Below are 19798 nucleotides of genomic sequence, written 5' to 3' on the forward strand. Positions count from 1 at the left end.
ACCCGCGAAAGCTATACCGGCACCTCACTGCGCCGAAGAAACTCTTGAGATTCACCGCAGAGGAAGGCGGCGACGCCCACTGCCACCCAGGCGCGTTTCGCCTTGCGGTAGCGCGCATCTTCGACTGGCTCGACAACACGATCTGACCCGTTCAACGCCACGCAGATGGCTGGGCTGCCGCGCATAGGCACCGAATCCCCACTCAGGTGACAGGGGCATCCAGGGAACACCCGGGGTTCGGGTCCAGAAGCGCTGGCGGCCGGCACGTATCTCGCCAGGATAAACTTGCCGTGCAGTGGGTTGGTGGGTGAGTCATCTTTCGGCGGTTTCCCTGATCGTCGCGCATGGGGTGTTCGGCTCGATCACACCCCGTGCCGGTAGACAGGTTTCCCGGCGATGTACCTATCGTGGGCCCCGATGTTTCGAGGTCCACGGTGTGCGGCCCGGCGGCGTGGACGCACGGTCCGTGGCGGCGTCGGTTGGTGACGGGTTGGGCTCGGGGGCAGGTGGGGTAGGGGGTTGCCCGGGCCGGGGTGGGTTGCCGATGGCTCGGATGAGAAGCTCATGGACGAGGGTTTCGAGTTCTGTTGCGGCGTGTGGTCCGGTGTCGTGGGGACCGGTGAGTTCGCACCGTGTGAAAGATTCGGCGACCAGTTGGTCGGGATCGATGAGGTGGCGATCGGTGGGGTGGGTGGCGTTGTGGAAACTGCGACGGGAGAGTTGCGCGGTCAGCCAGTTGTGGCCGGGGGTGTCGTAAGGCAGGCGGCGGGGTGCGGTGTGGTGCTGCCGACGCATCACATCGTGCAGGAACGCGGTTTCTGTCAGGTGCGTGGTGCCTGGGAAATGCCGGTGGAGACCACCGCTGAGGTGGTGCAGGATACGGCCGATCTGGCGGTGAACGTGCTGGTCGATGGTGCCGAGGTCGCGGCCTGGATTACCGGCGAGACTCTCGGGGAGCCGGACCAGGATCCGGCCGTCGGAGGTGAATGTGGTGGCGGCGCCGGCGTACGTACCGTCGATTTCGCCGATGTCGAACCGGCAGCGATGAGGATCGATATGCGGGTAGCGGATGAGCAGGTAGTGCACGGTGCGGGCGTATCGGCGGGCGGCCGCGGGATGGGCGCGGTCGAAACCTTCGACAACGAGTCCGGGGTGGTTGTCGCGTAACCAGGTGCCGGCTTCGGCAGAGGTGCGGTTGCGCAGGGCGGTATCGGAGGCGACGATTTCGGTGTCCAGTAGACCGGCGATCGTCCGGGTGTGCTGGGTGATGTCGGAATCGAGAGCGCTGAGCTGGTCCATCAGCCCGGCGAGGCGCCCGGCGTCGACAGGAGAGGCATCGCGCAGTGGGAGATGTCCGTGTCGGCGCATGGTGTCGGCCTGCGCGGGTGTGGGTTCGAGTATGCCCCAGGGCAGGTCGGTCAAGGGGTTCACATCGGTGCGGGTGTGGATCGCGCGGACCAGATCGTCGCGGTCGGCCAGGAGGCGGTGGAATCGGGGGATGATCGCGGTGAGTTGAAGGCGGGCCACGTCCTCGAACCCGGTGCCGTGGTCGGCGGTCGGTCGGACATCCTCGTGTTCGACGGTCTCGGAGCGGGTGACCAGCACACGGTCGGTGCCGGCCATGCCGAATTCCACCCGGCGGGAACCGGGCTCGCCGGTGACTGTGAGAATCAGCGGACCGAGATAGGTGCCGGCGGCCGAGTCGGCGATGCCGGCGGCCACCGACTCCGCGAAGGTGGGGTTGTCGTGCAGAACCGCGGTGGCGACCGCGCGTATCTCATCCGCCCGGGCCGCCACTCCGCTGGTGTCACCGGGCGCGGTGGGGGTGAAGGGTATTTCGACGCTGATTCGGCGAGAGGCCGGTTCGCGTCCGGCGGACGGCTCGTGGCCGGTGGGTGCCCGTAGTTCGCACTGCCAGTCCCCAGCGCTCAACCAGACGGTACCGGGTGTGGTGAGGGCCGGGGCACTAAGTGTGTCGGCGCGGACGAAATGAATCGTCTCGGCCTCGGATCGGCGGATGAGCGCTGCGACGATCGGGGCGAATTGCTCGGTATGGGCGCGGCTATCGAAGACTCCTTCGATCAACGCCCTGGCACGACGGCCCGCGGCCTCCGCACTCACACCTGTCTCGCCTTCGGTATCGGTACCGACCGGCAGAGGAACGCGCAAGAGGGATTCCGCGATGTCATAGCCGAAACCTGTACGGTCGCGGCCGTCGTCGGGGGCCACGTGGTCGAAATCGAGCAGGATCCGCCGGAAATCGCCGGCTACCACGATTTCGATCCGGCAGTCGATTCCCGCCAACGCCCGGCGCAGCTCGTTCTCGGTGACACCTGGATCGGAGCCGGTGGGCCGGTAGTCGAGCTGGGCGCGCAGCAGCGGAGACCGAGCCCGGCGGGTCACCACGACCGCGGTGCTCGCCGCGCTGTCATCGATCACGGGCGCCACCAACTCGGTCACCCGCAGTACGGCGTCGATCACCTGGCGGGAGGGGCCGGGCTGGTCCGGCGCGGACAGCGTACGGCTGAGTGCTTCGGTGAGCTGAACCGGGTTCCATGGTTGCGCCCCGGGGTGAATTACCTGCTGCCAGCGGTGATCACGATATTTCCGTCGCATCCGCCGACTGTGGGCCCGCGCGGCCTGCCATGCGTGCAGCGGGGTGAAGGCCCGGTCGGCGTCGACGCCGGGGAAGCCGCCCATCCACCGTTCCCGGCTGCCGGACTCGCGTTCGAGGCGGTCGGCCATCCAGCGCAGCACCGCGGCGTGTTCGCGGCGCATGTCACGGTTGCCCAGCAACCAGCCCTCCGGATACCGGTGTCCCGTATCCGGATCAGTGAATACGGCACCACCGCGCAACCGTGCCACAAACGCCTCACCCAGCGTCTGGTACCTGTCTGTGGTGTGCGCGAGCGTTGCCCGGTCGGCGGCACCGGTCTTGGTCAGCAGCGATGACACCACCGCGGCCACCTTCGACACCGATACCTCTTGCCCTCCCGAATGCAGCGCGGACGCGGTGAGATCCGCGGCGATCTCGATATCACTACGACCCTGTCCCAGCAGAGCCAGAACCTCCGCCTCCAGGTCGGAGAGTATGAGATTCCCGGCACGCAGGTTCCAGTACACGCCGATCAACCGCAGTGCTTCAGGCAGCCAGCTGGCGCTGGTCCCGATTTCGGCCAGTATCGCTCCGAAGATCCGCGAGTCTTTGAACCGCGCCGACAGCAGGTCTTCGACCGTAATGCGGATGGTATCTTCCACCGCCTTCGGTAGCGACAATGTCTGCAGATCGGCGCCGGTCGTCCACTGCCCGATCCCCATACGCTCCGGCAACCGCGTGACGGTGGGATCGAGTACATCGAAGCCGGCCACCAGATCACGCGGGTGCTCGACGCGGGATCGATCGTGTGCGCGGATTCGTTGCTGTTCCCGCAGATCGGTAGGGACCTTGAAGAGCTGCCGTCTGGATTTTTCGTGGAACGCGGTCTCCCGAACCCCGTCCCGGGCCTCCGCGGCTTCCTCAGGGGTGAACCCGAAAGCGATCGCGATCCGGTACACCAATTCCGCCGATGCTTTCTCGTCGTACCCGTCGGGGTTGTTGCGATGGCGGCCGTTGCCGTACACGACATCACTCCACGCATCCGCGATTATCGCCAGCAGAATCTTGCGGGTCGGGCTGTTCTGCACGACACCGTTCTGCATGATCGCCGCCAGATCCCCGGTCACGTCGCCATCGTGATAGTGGGCCATCGCCTGGTACCAGCGCTTCTCGAGGGTGCCGATGATTTGATTGGCCCGCCCGATCCGGGGATGCCCGTGTATCACTCGATTCACAAATACGCCCTGCGCGGTCAACCTGATCGCCCGGCCAGCCCACGAACTCGGTGCAGGAACCAATCCTTTGAGGGGACCTCTTTGCATGATCGCGGTGATCTCGTCGATCTCCTCGGCGATCACCTCATCCCGGAGCACCAGACGCGCTGGATCGCCCGGGTGATCCTCGGTCGGCCGCAACCGATCCCGCACCCAGTCGGCTGCCGAGATATCGCCCGGAAGACCCCGCTCCTGCCACCACGCTTCGAGATCCGCCAACGCCGCCGTCCACCGGCCCGCTCCGAACCGTCGCGCCCGCGACCGCAACGCCTCGTGCGACACCACGCCGCCCCACCCCACCGACACCCGTACCCCCGCATACTCCAACACCGGCAGATCCATCGCCGACATCACCGCTCCGGTACCCCGCCGCGGCCACCGGTCCGCGCGATACCCACCGGCCACGACCCGCTGGCCTTCATCCGACTCCACCGGTATCTCGACCCACTCCGGCCGCCCCGCCAACTGCCGGTACACCCACTCCGGTACCGACCACTCCTCCACCCCGTCCGCACCCGGCGGTCCTTCCCCCAACGCCGCCACCACCGCCGCGCGCCCGACCAGCACGCCCTCCTCGGATAGCAGGCGTCCGACCGGTGACAGGCCACCCCTGAACAGATCCGCCCCGGCTGCCACGGGTTCTCGCGATGAGTGGCCCGACTCCGGTGTCGACTCATGGGCATCGCCGGCTCCGGTCGCTGTCCTCGACTCATCCCCTGCGACAGCCGACCCCACCCGCCCACCGGCCGCGTCACCCGATCGGCGCACCGGCCGCGCAGGTTTCGATACGGGGCCCGAGGTTCGGCCAGTTGTGGGCGCAGCCGGTAGCCGGCCGTTCTGGGTGAGGCCGGGGGTTTCGGTGAATGAGTCGTACCGGTCAGGAGTGTCCTGTTCCTCGGGCCGGTGCGGGTTCCCCGGCGCCGAGTCGAGCCCGGCATCCGCCGCCGGATACCCCGCAACGGCTCCGGTCAGCGAATGCAATGCTTGCGCAGCCAGGAAACGCGACGCAGCAGCAACACGATCGGTTGCCGCGATATTTGTCGCGGAGTCGAGTGCCCGGGTGACCGCTTCACCCACAATGCGATGCGCGGTCGCCGTGGTGACCTGCTCGGCCGGAACTCCCAACGCTTCCGCCAACGTGCCGCGTGCGGTGATGACCTCGGCCTCGGCGCGGGCAATCCCGCCCGGGCCGGTAACCTCGGCGGGACTCGAACCCACACCTCGGGCCAGCTGGTGCAGCCGGGAAGTCAGCTCCCCCAGCACATGCCCGTGGGGGAGGTGCTCGGCCGCCATCAGCAACGCCGGAGCGCTCATGTCGATCTGCTGAGTCAGCGCATCGACAGCTGCCGGTGCGACACCGGCCCGTCCCAGCACACTGCGGAGCGGATCACCCTCGGCGTACAACGCGTCCGCGAAGGCCGGAACGACGGGGATACCCAACAGCCCGGCAAGTCCGGCGAGCCGGCCCCGCTGGTAATGTGGTCGGCTGGTTTCGGAGCCGGATGCCGGCGGTTGCGACAGCGCCTGCAGATGATCGTCCGCCGGGGGCGCATCGGGTCGACTCATTCGTGCCAGTACACGCCCGATCCGGGCCTGTACGGCCGCCTGGTTCTGCACCTCGGGTGTGAACCGGCGGATATCACGCTCCGCCTCTTGTATTTTGATGTCGGCAGCGTCCAGTTTTTCTTGTGCCGACTGTTTCCGAGCCTGCGCGGCCTCTGCACGAGCAGTATCCGCCGAGGCAGCATCGCGCTCGGCCGCGGCGTACTCGGCGGTCGCGGCGGCATGCTCGGCATGCCCTGCCCGATAGTGTGTCACCGCGATCTTGTATCCCTGGTGGTGTGCACTATCGGCCAACTGCCCCTCTTGCGATGAGCTGAACCCGTAACTTCCGTTTTGGCCGTTTCGACCCGCACGGGCACTCGTCTGGTCATCGGTATCAGGGTCGAGCGAATGCTCGATCCCCTGCACATGCATCCCGCCCGCGTCGTTTACGGCTTCGCCCACGGTCGGGTCGAAACCCCGCCCCAGCATTCCGGGAGTGCCGACGGTTACCTGGCCCGCCTGGCCGACCTTTTTCTTCATAACCGACAAGTTTTCCTGGGCAAGGTTGTTGTCCCGATGTTCGGCGAACCAGCGACCGGTGACAGCCACATGTTCGACATGGGCACGGCTGAGCCTGCGGTCCAACCGCAACGCCAAATCATTACGTGCAATGAACAGCACAGGTCTGCCTCGGGCCGTGACCCTTCTGGCCTGCTCGACAGCGTCGTCCAGCATCTCCGCCTGGGTAACGAAAATCTTCTCCGGTTCGGCCACGAGCCGCGACTGCTGATGGTCTTCGACCTCCGCCAGGCCCCCCTGGACCGGGAATTTCATCTTGATCTCATCCGCGGTGCGCCGCAGCGTACCCGACATCACCTTCAATTCGTCGTACTCGTTGAGCACGTCATCGACCGTGACCTTCGTCGACCCCTCACCATCGGAATAGATCACCGTCCGGTACATGGCCTCCAGCATCTGGTGGCGGCCGCCGAACCAGCGGCTATCGGTGTTGACCTTCGGATCGCTCATCGGTTTTCCGTTCGCGTCCAGGATCTGGATCTGTCCGTCGAAGAACTGGAAGTGCCAGTCCGCCACCAGCCGACCCGCTTTGCGGCCCGCCTTGACATCGAGAAATGCGCGAGCCATCTCGGCCTCGCTCTGCAGCGTGATCCTTGTCCCGTTCACCGTGACCGTCGTCGGCCGATCGGTGAATGCCGCGCCCGTCTGCTTCTCCCACAGCTGCGCAGCCCTGCTCATCGCCTCATCTGGATGTTCCCGCAGATACTCCGAGATCCGGAACCCCGCCGGCATCCCTTCCCGCAGGCTCTTGTGAAAACCGAGCATGAAGTCCAGCACCTTGTTAACCCGCGCCGTCTCCACCTCACCGGCCGGTTGACGGGTGCCATCAGAGAGGTAGTGCGTGGTTTCGTTGTGAATTGTGACCGCATCCACCTCGTCGATCGTGACGGTACGACCCGGCGGCCGGGAGTCCTTCAATGAGGATGTGGCCCGCTCGTCGTAGGTCAGATAGATCACCGTGGGCTTGTCGAACTCCACCGGATGATCCGGATTCCATCGAGACACGCCATAGCCGAGACTCTCGAAGATCGGTGCGCTCTCGCTGCGCCCCTCATTGGCCAGCAACTCAGTCGTGGTCAGCACATGATGCATCCGCAGCCGCTGCTCTCCGTCCACCACGACCGGCTTCCCACGCGAAAGCTGATGCAACGAGTCCAGGAAGCCGACCACCGTCTTGCCCTGGCCGGTGCCCATCTGACGCATGAACCCGTTCAGCCCGAGAAGATAAGCCTTCCCTTGATTCGAGCGCGGAACTATAGCGTGCTTCCCTTCGCCCTGCGTCCCGGCTTCCACCGCGGCCATCATCCGCACGATCGCCTCGGCCTCGTCCCCCACCTCCATCACCCGCCGGCGCTGATCCCACGACTCGTCCAGCAACTCTTCCCGGCGGGCGATATACACCTCCAGTACCTTCTGTGCCGCCGCCGTGTACTGCCGGCCCTGCTCTGCGGTGAGGTCGCTCTTCTCGGCGTCATGCACCACCAAATTCCCCAGCAGACTTCGCATTTCCGCCATGGACCCACCCAGATCCAGATTGGACAGGCTCTCCTGATATTCCTCCAGCGCGTGCGCGACCGCCTCATCGGCCACCCGCCGTTCCTGCTCGATGGTGGCGGCTGCGTCGTCCTGACCGATCTCACCGGCCGCGACCCGCGGCGTGATCGACCTACCGGTCTGCTCAGCGGCTTCGTGCAGAGCGTCGTACACCCGACCGAGAACATCCCGATGCTTCTGCAGCGCCCCCTTGTACGCCTGCTCCGCTGCTTCCTGATCTCCTGTTTCGCGGGCCTCGGTCAACTGTCTTTCATGGGCAGCAAGGTCGGCTCTCGACGCCTCGGCAACCTGTCGGAGCCGCTGCCGGTACTCCTGCGCCGCTGGTCCGTGATCGACTGCGGGCGGCGCCACACCGAATTCGCGTTCAGCAACCGCTATGGCCGAATTCTCGCCGGTCTGCCCGGCCGTAGCCAACCGATCACCATGGCCCGCAGCGTAGAAGCTTCCCGAAGCCCTCCTGCCATCCAGCCCCTCGGACACCTGCTCGGCGACCGCCGGTCCGGCGGCCGCCTCGACCGCGCCGCCCGCATGTTCGGTGCCCTCGCCCGAACTCGGATTCCCATCCGGAACGGTCGGGCCCGAAGCGGGAAGTTTTTCCGGAGCAGCCGGGTGCGCGAGGGAAGCCGGCTGCCCGGGTCGGCCGAGGATATCGAGCGTGAGAGATCTGATCATGCCCAGCCGTGACTCCCGAACCGGCTCAGAAACCTTCCAGTCGGTTCTGGCGTGAGTTGGCGCGTGACCTCGCGCGTGGAGCAGACCTTCGGCCACCCCCATGACCGCCCCGCCGACCATCTCCGATTGCTTCAGGCTGCACTCGCCGGTCGCCATAGAGGCCGCGGCGGCCCCGCCGACGGCAGCCAGGGTGCCGGCGCCCAAAGCAACCAGTGCTGTCCCCGGCATCAACGGTGTCCGGGCCGGAAGCACAGCCTGTATTCCTTTGGCCCCCAGGACAGCTGCGAGCCCGGAACCCGCCCCCGACAGCGCCGAGACCCCGACCGATGCCCAGTCGATGCCGTCGCGCTTGCCTTCCCAATGAATCTGGTACAACTGCACCGTCAGATCGACACCGGCTGTGATCGCGGAGAACGCCGCCATCGGACCCGCCAGCATGCCGGCCCGCGCCGCCGCCCGGACAGCTTGCTCGCCGAGACGCGCGGCCACGAATGCCCGGAATGCGGCCAGATGTATGGCCCGTGCACGAGCCAGGACAGACATGACATTCAGGGGGTTCCACAGAGCGATCCCCAGCTCCAGAACCGTGATCGCGCCGAAGGCGTACATCATGTACGTCTCTTTCTCGGTCTCGACGGCGCTGCTTGCACAGTTTTCGGCCACAGCACAGCAGAACCTGGAGATGTCCGCGGTCGCCGAACTCAATGTTCGCGCGATGGTGTCGAGTTGATCACCGAGTTCACCGAGCGCCGCTCCCGCCAGATTCGCGATCTCCGCGTCGATCCGCTGCACCAACTGCTCGAGTTCAGCCCCTGCCTGTTGCCATGTGGCGCTGACCCGGCCTCCCGCCGGCGTGTCCATCCGGGGCACCTCGCCGCCGAAGACAAGGGTCTGGATCGGGGCCGGCAACTCCGCCAACATCTGCAATGCCGTTTCGGTCACCGCACCGGCCCCCTACTTTTCGGCTTACCACCGATACCGGCCCCCCTACGCACGGTCTCCACCCCGAATCCCGAACCGTCGGCTCCCTCCCCCCGGCGGTGATTTCGCTGCTCGAAGCCGACTGCGTACACCGACGACGGAATGGACGACGACGACTGCTCCAGCAGCATTATCCGTTCCGGTCTCCCGCACGGGCGCATGCCCGAGACCGCCCACCACTGCTGCCCCACCGGACTCCGGCTCGCCGGAAAGTTCGATGTCAGGCGGTTTTCGCTGTAGTCCTTGCACGAGTCGTCACTATCGGTCGACGCTCCGGCCCGTCGGATCTGCCGCCGCTGTCGCGGTCAGCGACCGGCACAGTAATTTTGCCGGGTCGGCAACCCTGTCCTCGGTCCACAGCACGTCGGAGAAGGCGTCGGCCGGTTCGAACCGGCCCCTATCGAAACTGCCGCCGCTCAACTGATCCCGCCACCGCGTATACCGGGACACCACACGCCCTGGATGGACACCAGGATACCTCTGGTAGTCCTCCACAGACACCGCGACCACCTCCCGCTGCGCCCATGATGCCCAGCCATCCCGCCGGCTTCCTCGACCGGGTTTGCGGTAGCGGGCTGCTCCGCGTGAACGGCACCGCCGGCCAGTTCCGGTTCGACTCGACCTCGGGTACCGGGGTTGTCGGTTGTCGATCCTGACGATCGTCGTATCCGGTGGGTAGCCGTTCGGCCGATGTGTCGCGTGCTTGCAGTTCTCTACGTCGTTCGCCATTTCGTGGACGCCCGCCCCTCTGCCGCCGACCGAGCCGTTCGCCGTCACCAGGTCGCTGTGATGGTCGGTTGCCGTGCACTCCATCGGTCCACATATGCGACCTGCTGTTCTTTCTGCCGACCACAAAAATACACCAAAGTTTCCGCCCTGCTGGATGCTTCGCAAAGCCGGCCCCGACCTACTCACCCAAAAGAACCGGCTGCCTCACCGCAAGAAGCCGGCTGCGACTCAACGAGACGAGAAGGAGGAATACAGACCGGAAAGGGCGGTCAAAGCGTCTACGAAGCGGCGGCGATCCGCAATACCGGCGGCGCGGACCCATCCAGTCGAGTTCACTCGAGAGGGCCGAAACCGGCGGTCAGGGTGCACATACCGGCGATCCACTGCCTCGAAGAAATCAGCTCAATGCCTGGTCCAGGTCGCCGAGGAGATCTTCGATGTCCTCCAGACCGACCGAGACCCGCACGACCCCGTCCGAGAGTCCGATACTCGCGCGGCCCTCGGGGCCCATGGCCCGGTGGGTGGTGGTCGCCGGGTGGGTGATGAGGCTTTTCGCATCGCCCAGATTGTTGGAGATATCGATGATCCGCAGCCCGTTCAGCACCTCGAAGGCCCGTTTCTTGGCGAGGTCGGCGGCGGCCTTCAGCTCGAAGGTCACCACGGTGCCGCCGCCGCTCATCTGCTCGGCCGCCAGCGCGTACTGCGGGTGCGACTCCAGGAGCGGGTAGCGGACCCAGCTCACGGCCTGGTGTTCGTCGAGGTAGCGCGCGATCCGCAGCGCCGAATCGGTGGACTGCCGGACCCGCAGCGGCATGGTCTCCAGACCCTTGAGCAGCGTCCAGGCATTGAAGGGGCTCAGCGCGGGGCCGGTGTGACGCATGAGCGTCTTGACCGGGCCCTCGATGTACTCGGCGGTGCCGAGGATCGCGCCGCCCAGCACCCGGCCCTGACCGTCGATGTGCTTGGTGCCGGAGTAGACCACCACGTCGGCGCCGAGTTCGAAGCCGCGCTGCAGCAGCGGGGTGGCGAACACATTGTCCAGTACCACCTGCGCGCCCGCGGCGTGCGCGAGTTCGCAGACCTTGCGCACGTCGACCAGGGTCTGCATCGGGTTGGCCGGAGTCTCGAAGAACACCGCGGCGGTGGGTTCGGCCAGCGCCGCTTCCCACTGGTCGAGATCCTCGCCGTCGACGAAAACGGTGTCGATACCCCAGCGGGGCAAAATCTCGTTGCACACCACGAAACAGGAGCCGAACAGGCTACGCGCGACCACCAGCCGGTCGCCTGCTTTCAGTAGGGCACCGAGGGCCACGAAAACGGCCGCCATACCGCTGGCCGTCGCGAAACAGGCTTCGGCCCCGTCGAGCAGGCGGATCCGTTCCTGGAAGGTGGTCACCGTCGGGTTGCCGTAGCGGGAGTACACATAGTGCGGGTTGTCGCCGGTGAACGCGGCCTCGGCGGCTTCGGCGCTGGCGTAGACGAAGCCGGAGTTCAAGTACAGGGCCTCGGAGGTCTCGTCGAACCCCGAACGGCTCAGCCCGCCGCGCACACCCAGTGTCGCCGGACCGACCCCTTCGGGTAACGGGCGTTCGAACGAACCGCCGCCGATCACGACTGCCGCCAGGGCAGGCCGTGGGCCCGCCAGCCGGAGCCGCCGCGATGCCCGAGTTCGTCCAGCGGGCCCTCGAAGCCCTCGCTGATGTTGTAGGCGGGTGTGATACCCGCCGCGGTCGCGGCATCGGCCGCGTGCGCCGAACGCTGACCGGAGCGACACAGGAAGAGCACGGGCGCGTCCGCGCGACGGTCGGACAGGGCGCTACGGAGCTGGTCCAGGAATTCGGTATTCCGGGCGCCGGTGCCGTCGACCCACTCCACCAGCAGTGTCGGCTTGGCGATGGCGCTGGTGTCGGGTACTCCGACGAATTTCCATTCGGCTTCGGTCCGCACGTCCACCAGGACCGCGTCTGGATTCTCGGTCAGCAGTTCCCATGCCTGCTGCAAGCCGATATCCCCTGCGTAACTCATACGTGGCACCTCCTGTGAATCCGCACTTGCCGCATCCGATCGATGCGCGCCAGGTCGTCACCCGGAGCACCCCACCGCGGAGGAGGGTTGCCGACCAGCGAGCCGGGGCTTGGCACTGGTACTCATGACCCAATCCAAAAGATTGCCCGGCGCGGTCGGGCCGTGTCAAACCCCGGTTGACGGCTCCGGCGAGCTCATCCGGCCGGCTGGTTACACACCAGCCAGTCGTCGTCGGACAGGAAAAGCCACCAGGTCGCGGTACGCTCCGCGCCGTCGACCCGGCTGGTCACCTCGATATTCGCGGTATCGCCGGAGATGTGCACCGGGCCGAATCTCGTAATCTCGATATCTTTCCCGGTCTCGCCGGGCTTCAGCTGACCCGCCAGCGGGGAGCGGGCGGGAACGAAACCGGGGCAGACCGCTTCCCGGGGCGGTTCGGGCCCGTAGCGGTTGCTCACATCGGCGAACTCCCGGACCGCTCCCGCGATCCGGTCGGAATCTGTGACATTTTTCTCAGCGGGCGCCACCAGGCCGGCGATGAGTACGCCCACCAGGACCAGGGCCGCGACCAGCGCGGCCACGACGAACGGGGTGATCGAGCGCGGTCGCTCCTCGTCACCCGATTCGGTGGCCGGCTGCTCGTCGGCCGCTCCGGAATCGCTCATGACGACGATCATCCCTGGTCCCCGGATCGCACCGTGCCCGCACCCCGATAGAATCGCGGGTACCGGCGGGTACCACGGCACAGTGCTACCCGCAGAGACGTGGGACGACGAACGGTGAACAGCCACCCACGGACGGCGCGATGTAGGTGCATACGAGCCGCGCGTCAAGTTAGCCTAAGCTAACAACAACGCCAGTGATTCTTTCGACCGATAAGGGTGCGCGTAACAGATGACCGAGCAGAAGGAAGCGAACCGCCCGCTTCGGATCGCGATCGTCGGGGCCGGGCCGGCCGGTATCTATGCCGCTGACGCGTTGATGAAATCCGGTGCGGACGTCTCGATCGATCTGTTCGAGCGGATGCCGGCCCCGTTCGGACTGATCCGCTACGGCGTGGCCCCGGACCACCCGCGGATCAAGGGCATCGTCACCGCCCTGCACAAGGTGCTGGACAAGGAGCAGGTGCGCCTGCTGGGCAATATCGATTACGGTACCGATATCACGCTGTCGGATCTGCGGCGGTTCTACGACGCGGTGATCTTCTCCACCGGCGCCAACGCCGACCGGGCGCTGCCCATCCCGGGTATCGACCTGGACGGCTCCTACGGTGCGGCCGATTTCGTGTCCTGGTACGACGGGCATCCGGACGTACCGCGCACCTGGCCGCTGGAGGCGGAGAAGGTCGCGGTGCTCGGTGTCGGCAATGTCGCCCTCGATGTGGCGCGCGTGCTGGCCAAGACCGGTGACGAACTGCTGCCGACCGAGATCCCGCCGAACGTGTACGCGGGCCTGAAGAACAACAAGGCCGTCGAGGTGCACGTGTTCGGCCGCCGCGGCCCCGCACAGGCCAAGTTCACCCCGCTGGAGCTGCGCGAACTCGACCACTCCCCGACGATCGAGGTGATCGTCGATCCGGAGGACATCGACTACGACGAGGGTTCGGAAGCCGCGCGGCGGCATTCCAAGCAGGTCGATATGGTGGCCAACACCCTCGAGCAGTGGGCCATCCGTGACCAGGGTGACCGCCCGCACAAGCTGTTCCTGCACTTCTTCGAATCGCCTTCGGAGATCATGGGCGAGGACGGGAAGGTCGTGGGTCTGCGGACCGAACGCACCCAGCTCGACGGCACCGGCAATGTGAAGGGCACCGGCACCTTCAGGGAATGGGATGTGCAGGCCGTCTACCGGGCTGTCGGTTACCTGTCCCAGAACATCTCGGAGCTGCCCTTCGACGATCAGGCCGGGGTCATCCCGAACGAGGCCGGCCGGGTCCTGGTCGACGAGGACGCCGACGGCGCCGCGCGCTATATGCCCGGCACCTATGTGACCGGCTGGATCAAGCGCGGTCCGGTCGGGCTCATCGGCCACACCAAGGGTGACGCCAACGAGACGGTCGCCTGCCTGGTGGACGACAGCACGAATTTCGCGCCGGCCGAGAATCCGGAGCCCGAGGCCGTGCTGGAGTTCCTGGAGGGCCGGGGTATCCCGTTCACCACCTGGGCCGGCTGGTACCGGCTCGACGCGCACGAGCGGTCCCTCGGCGAGCCGGAGGGCCGTGAGCGGGTCAAGGTCGTCGAGCGCGAAGACATGTTGCGCGCGAGCGAACCCCACAAGGTCTGATCCATTCGTCCGCTGCTCCCGATCCGTGGTCGAGAGCAGCGGACACCTCCATCTATCAGGCATGCTGTAGCAGTGTTCGACGCCCATGTACACATCATCGATCCGCGTTTTCCGCTGATCGAGAACGAAGGCTACCTACCGGAGCCCTACACCGTCGCCGACTATCGGCGGCGGATGGCCCGGTTCCGGCCTTCCGGTGGCGCGGTGGTGAGCGCGTCGTACCAGGGCAACGACCAGAGCTATCTGCGCGCCGCCCTGGCCGAACTCGGCCCCGGCTGGGTCGGGGTGACCCGGCTGGATCTCGACGCCTCCGACGCCGAGATCCTCGACCTGCACGCGGCCGGAGTGCGCGCGGTCCGGTTCAACCTCAAACGCGCGGCGGCGGATATCGCCAGCATGACGCGGCAGGCGTTGCGGGCCTACGAATTGGCGGGCTGGCATGTGGAGATCTACGTCGACGGCCAGATGCTGGCCTCGCTGCAACCGGTGATCCTGAAGCTGCCGAAGGTGTCCATCGACCATCTCGGAATGTCCGAGGAGGGTCTGTCGTACCTGCTGGACCTGGTCGACCGCGGCGCGCGGGTGAAGGCGACCGGTTTCGGGCGTCTCGATATGGATGTCGCGACGGCGCTGCGCCGGATCCACGCGGTCGATCCGCAGGCGCTGATGTTCGGCAGCGATCTGCCCGGCACCCGCGCGGGCCGGCCGTTCCGGGAATCGGATGTGGAGCTGATCTGCGATGTGGTCGGCACCGATATGAACGCGGTGCTGGAGGACAATGCCCGCGCGTTCTACGGGTTGCCCGCGATCGAGCGCACCACCGAGGATCCCACCCCCACGCTGCCGCTGTTCGTCCCGCCGCGCGACGACAGGCCCTCGGCGCACGACGGGTCGACACGTCCGCTGCCCGTCATCGAAAGACGTTCCGGCCCGAGCTGACGCGGCGCTTCACACCTACCGATATCGGGCCTGGGATCACCGCCGTCGAGGAGCGGATCGCTGCGGCGGAGAACCCGATCGACCGGGTTCCGCCGGCGGCGGACTTGCGGGCGCTGTGCTACGAGCCGGCGGCGTGCAGCCGACCGGCCGACAGCTCAGATGGCGATCGCGCCGATCACCCACACAACACTGGCCAGCAGGGCGCCGAACAACTCCACCAGGATGGAGAGCCCGACGCCTGTGATCGCCTGTTTGCTCGACACCCACGCCTGCCGGTTGTCCGGGAGCCGCTGTAATTCGGAAAGATACACGCCGCCAACGAAACCCACGAACAGCCCGACCGCCGGTATCACGAAGAACCCGACGATGCCGGCGAGGCCGCCCAGCAGCAGTGTCCGGTTCGGCACCCCCGCTTCCTTCAGCTTGCGGCCCGGCCACGTGTATTTCACGACCCCGGAGATGACCAGCAGAACGGTGCCGACGGCCAGTACCGCCCATGCGGTCGTCCCGCCGGTGACAAAGGCCCAGACGGCGATCGCCCCGAAGATCAGGATCACTCCCGGCAGGATAGGCACCACGATGCCGATGAGGCCGATCAGGATCACCAGGCCGACGACGAGTTCTCCCCAAACGCTCACAGCACCAAAGTAGCCCGGATCGGACACAGTCGCCGGTCCGGCGAACGAGTGCGGGCGCAGCTCGTTCCGGGCCCCTCGAGCCAGAGAGAATCTCGTTACCGGACCGGACCCTTCTCTGGTCCGCACGGGCTCCGGTGACCTCGCGATCGCGGCCGGCCGCGGCGTAGAGGTGGGCCCGTTCGGCGCGTGCCGTGGTGGATCTGTGTCGCGTGCATACGGGCGGGCCGTGCGGGTTGTTCTGTCGCGGGCCGGCACGCCGACCACTCGGAGAACTCGTCGTATCCGGCCGGAGCCCGGGAAGTGTGGGACCGATGCGCGGGCCTGCATGGGCGACGGGGCGACTGGCGATTTTCGTCTTACATGCACCGCCGCGGGTGGCTGACAATGCGAACGCGAGGCCCGACGCGCCTCCAGGTCGAATGGGTTGGAGTGGGTTACGTGAGCGGGAAACTATGGGTCGACCCCGCCGGTCTCAAGGCCAGGGCCGCGGCATTCCAGGAGTTGGGTGCCGAGATGCAACAGGTGGTTGCGCGGTTGCAGGCCGCGCTTGCCGCCGAGGGCCGATGGTGGGGCGAGGACGAGTCCGGTGAACAGTTCGGGCAGTACTACGAGCCGGACGCCGACAAGGCGATCAGCGCGCTACAGGAGATCGCTACGGCGCTGAACGGTTTCGGCACCCAGGTGGCGCAGTCGGCCGATACGGTGACCGCGGCGGACGTGGTCGGCCGCGAGCAGATCGAGAACGCGCCCTATTCCACTGATCCCACTGCTCGGCCGGCCGCCGCCGAAGACATAGCGGGACCACTTCAGCCGGCGGCCTCCGCCGGCGGACCGGATCAGGTGGGACCGAATTCGGTGACCGGCCCCGGGGATCCGGATCAGGTGGCACAGAATTCGGTGACCAGCCCCGCGGCACCGGCGGCCCCCGGCGTGACGCCGGACCCGAGTTCCGGCGGCGGTGCACCGGGCTCCGAGGGCGCGGAACCCGGAACCAGTGGTCAGGCCGAGGGTCCGGAGGCCGGGCAGCCCGGCACGCCGGGGGGCGACCCGGCCCGGAACCGGAACGAGCGGCAATCGCCGGAACGCGCGCAAACGCCTGTGGGCGGTCCGCGTACCGTGGAGCGCCCCGGCCCGGCCGGTGGCCCGCCCGGCGCCCCGGGCGGGCCGGCCCGGCAAGTTGCCCAGCGGCCGGGCGGTTCCCCCGGCGGCGCGACGCAACCACCCCGGGTGACCGCCGGGGGCGACGGGAAACCGCCGGGGTCGCCGGGGTCGGGCCGACCGGCGTCGTCCGGCCCGACCGACAGCGTCCCACCGTCCGTGCCCGGCCAGCGCAATGACAACAGGAACGACAACAAGCCGGCGAAAGACGATAAGGCGGCTCCGGGCCGGCCGGAGCGGGGCCAGGCCACCGACGGTGCCCGGCCTGGCCCTTCGGCCCCGAAACCGGTGGAGACCCCGCTGATGCGGGCGGCTCGGCAGCTGTCGGACCGGCACGGTGTCACGGTGGCCGGGTTCGAGAACGACGAACTGGACGAGACGGTGGTCGGCGAATTTCTCACCGCGACCGACGACGTCCTCACGAGATATCCGGTGCTCGCTCTCCGCGAAGTCGGGATCGGTGCTGTCGTGGCCGCGGATATCGTCGAAGCCCGTCCCTGCCCGGAGCCGGGGGACGCGCGACGATCGCCATCGCCCTGGGATATCACCTTCGATGCCGGTCTGGCGGCAGACCCTGAACGGCTCGCCGAGATCGTCCTGGAAAAGCGCCGGCCCGGCCGGACCGTGGTTGGTCCGGAGGTATCGCCCGCATACGAGGCGACGATCCGGGAATTCGGCCGTGCCTTCGACCGGGCCGGCGACCGGCTGGCACACGGCCTGGCACAGCGGGCGCTGATCGCGGATTATCTCAGTGGTGCTTCCGGGCACCGGGAGTCCGGTCTCGCGCGCCAGGTGGCCGGGTATCGGCGATGGCGTGACCAGTTGAGTGACAGCTGCTTCGAGGACGGCCTGTTCGATCCCGGAGCGGCGCTTGTGGAGGCGTTCACCGATGTGATGCTCAACGGTGACGGCGCCTCTGAGCCGGCAACAACACTGTGCCGTCTTCTCGCCGCTACCGCGGAAACAAACCTGGCCGAGGATCCGGGCTCGGGGGAGGAGGTCCGGAACCGGACATGATCCCGAACCGCAGAGCTGCCCAGAGGGTGCCGAATGGACAAATGGGCCGCTGTGGTAACTCCACACGCGGCCGGGATCGGGTGTGCACGGTGGGGTGCGTCGAATACCGGACGCCGTCGAGTGATGACCGCCGTTCGTCCGGAGGTGCCTCGCCGGCGCGTCTGCCCTATCGAGTTCGTTGTGGTGCCAACACTGTCGTTATCCGGGCTGCCTTGTCCGAGATGACTTCGGGGCGGCCGCTCATCGAGACCACCGAAGATCGCGTTCCGCATGCGGTTGCGGTCTGTGCACGGCGTCGGGCAGGAGCGGAGCGCCTCGGATGACGAACTCGAATACCGAGGGGAAAAACAGGGCAGGGGCGGTACCGGATGTCGAACCACGCAGTGCGGTCCCGGGTCCACCGGACGATCCGGCTGCCGCCGTGGACGTGCTGGAATCCGGAGAGGGTTCCGGTCTCGGCGCGATAACGCCGGAAACCGATACGACCGCCGCCGAACTGACCCGGCAGATCGCCGCGGAGATCGTATCGGCGGGCCCACCGGGAAAACGCACGTGGGATGCCGTTTTCGCGCTGACGACGGCCGCCGAGACCATGGAGATAGTGTTTGCCGACGATACGTCGTCGGTGTCGGTCGCGCCGCCGGAATCGGTGACGGCGTTGGTGCGGTGGCATCGGGAGCTGTCGGCCCGGTGGGAGCACGGGCCGTGGTGGCGCCTGCTGCTGTGGTCGGACGAAGGCGGGGAACCTGAGGTCGGTTACGACTTCGGCGCGGAGCCGTTTCCGGAAGGACAGTTGTTCGCACCGGAGGTGTATCGGGCGGATCTGGAGGTGTATCCGAGGTCCGGGCTGCCCGTCTGGCTGGGGGCCTATATCGGTCACGGTGGCCGGCAGATGCGTACTCCCCGGCAGGCAGTCACCGCGTCTCGGGCGGATCGGGACGGCGGAGCGCGGCCGGTGGTGATGACGAACGAGCTACCGGATCTCGGGGCGTTGTGGGCCCGGTGGGCGGTATTGTCGGCGGCGTTCGTGGCGGTCGGTTCGGACCGGGGGCCGCGAATTCTGCCCTCGCTGGGCTGGTTCGAAAGTCCGCGGCGTAACGGCTCGACCCTGTACCTGCTCCCGGGCGGGCGGGCGGTGCTGTCCGGCGGCGTGTGGAACTCGCCGGCCTTGGCAGCGGTGTACAACAACGGAACCGAGATGCCGGATTTCTATGCCGGGGCGCCGGATTGGGTGGCCGACCCCGTGCTGAACACGCGTACCGGGGCCGGGCTGCTGTCGTTCTGTTACTGGTGGGATCGCGGCCGGTGGTACCGGAGTGATTCGCCGCCGGCGGACCAGTCGGCCGCGGCGATTCCCGGGATATGGACCACGGACACCGTGGCCGGCATCATTACGAGCCTGGTGCCCGACCCGCCCGGCAAGTCGATACGCGCGGTGGTGGATTCGCTGGTTGTGGCGGCGCAGGCAGGTGGGGTCACCCGGGAGTTGCTGGCCGAGGTATTCGAAGACGCCACTCGGGTCGACATCGATGGCGCACTGGCTCAGTTCTCGCTCGCGGGCAGTGTGACCGAGGTGGGGCGGCAGGGGTTATCTGCGGGGGATGCGGTTGAGGGGGTTCGTGCCTACATTCTGGGTCGGGGTTGGGATACGACGGGGTACCCGTTGTCGCGGTTGACCGCGGAGCGGGTCGAGGTGGGTTGGCGGGTGTGGGTTCCGGTGTCTGCGGGGGAGATTGCTTTGGATCGGGCGGTGTTTTATATCGCCGACGATGGTGTGGTGGAGCGTTCGTCGACGGCGGTGGCTGCGT

At 67.1% G+C, this 19798-nt stretch carries 9 protein-coding genes and 1 riboswitch; of the genes, 4 read left to right on the forward strand and 5 right to left on the reverse strand.

Annotated features, from left to right (window positions below):
- Positions 1–402: 402 nt before the first annotated feature.
- From ABZV91_RS29025 to ABZV91_RS29040, 4 genes are all read right to left on the reverse strand, one after another.
- A complete protein-coding gene (locus ABZV91_RS29025) occupies positions 403–9162 on the reverse strand; it encodes a hypothetical protein (RefSeq protein ID WP_355248424.1) in 8760 nt (2919 codons plus the stop codon).
- A gap of 1165 nt (positions 9163–10327) precedes the next feature.
- Positions 10328–11542, reverse strand: a complete 1215-nt coding sequence (locus ABZV91_RS29030) for an O-succinylhomoserine sulfhydrylase (RefSeq protein ID WP_355248427.1) — start codon at positions 11540–11542, stop codon at positions 10328–10330.
- Positions 11539–11955 carry a rhodanese-like domain-containing protein gene (locus ABZV91_RS29035; protein ID WP_355248430.1) on the reverse strand — a complete coding sequence of 139 codons (417 nt, stop codon included), beginning with the start codon at positions 11953–11955 and terminating at the stop codon, positions 11539–11541. The genes ABZV91_RS29030 and ABZV91_RS29035 overlap by 4 nt, the downstream gene beginning before the upstream one ends.
- Before the next feature lie 17 nt (positions 11956–11972).
- Positions 11973–12085, reverse strand: a riboswitch (SAM riboswitch).
- Positions 12086–12149: 64 nt separating this feature from the next.
- On the reverse strand, positions 12150–12620 hold the full coding sequence (locus ABZV91_RS29040) for a hypothetical protein (protein WP_355248433.1): 471 nt from the start codon (positions 12618–12620) through the stop codon (positions 12150–12152).
- 229 nt (positions 12621–12849) lie between these two features.
- Between ABZV91_RS29040 and ABZV91_RS29045 the strand changes: the two genes are divergently transcribed.
- Both ABZV91_RS29045 and ABZV91_RS29050 read left to right on the forward strand, forming a co-directional pair.
- Complete coding sequence (locus ABZV91_RS29045) at positions 12850–14238, forward strand: FAD-dependent oxidoreductase (protein ID WP_355248436.1); 1389 nt, start codon at positions 12850–12852, stop codon at positions 14236–14238.
- 72 nt (positions 14239–14310) lie between these two features.
- Positions 14311–15177, forward strand: coding sequence for an amidohydrolase family protein (locus ABZV91_RS29050; protein ID WP_355248439.1), 867 nt, complete (start codon positions 14311–14313; stop codon positions 15175–15177).
- A 155-nt stretch (positions 15178–15332) separates the two neighbouring features.
- On the opposite strand, the gene ABZV91_RS29055 is transcribed toward ABZV91_RS29050, so the two are convergent.
- A complete protein-coding gene (locus ABZV91_RS29055) occupies positions 15333–15815 on the reverse strand; it encodes a DUF456 domain-containing protein (RefSeq protein WP_355248447.1) in 483 nt (160 codons plus the stop codon).
- A 438-nt stretch (positions 15816–16253) separates the two neighbouring features.
- On the opposite strand from ABZV91_RS29055, the gene ABZV91_RS29060 reads away from it, so the two are divergent.
- Together ABZV91_RS29060 and ABZV91_RS29065 are read left to right on the forward strand one after the other, a co-directional pair.
- Positions 16254–17990: a hypothetical protein gene (locus ABZV91_RS29060; RefSeq protein ID WP_355248442.1), complete on the forward strand. Its 1737-nt coding sequence runs from the start codon at positions 16254–16256 to the stop codon at positions 17988–17990.
- A 319-nt stretch (positions 17991–18309) separates the two neighbouring features.
- A partial coding sequence (locus ABZV91_RS29065; RefSeq protein WP_355248445.1) for a hypothetical protein occupies positions 18310–19798 on the forward strand: 1489 nt, incomplete at its 3' end.

This window comes from Nocardia sp. NPDC004568, assembly GCF_040609955.1.
Classification (GTDB): domain Bacteria; phylum Actinomycetota; class Actinomycetes; order Mycobacteriales; family Mycobacteriaceae; genus Nocardia.

Bases quoted from the DNA above. Each gene is read 5' to 3' on its own strand.
- ABZV91_RS29035 (WP_355248430.1), bottom strand. From the start codon at position 11,955: ATGAGTTACGCAGGGGATATCGGCTTGCAGCAGGCATGGGAACTGCTG.
- ABZV91_RS29045 (WP_355248436.1), top strand. From the start codon at position 12,850: ATGACCGAGCAGAAGGAAGCGAACCGCCCGCTTCGGATCGCGATCGTC.
- ABZV91_RS29040 (WP_355248433.1), bottom strand. From the start codon at position 12,620: ATGAGCGATTCCGGAGCGGCCGACGAGCAGCCGGCCACCGAATCGGGT.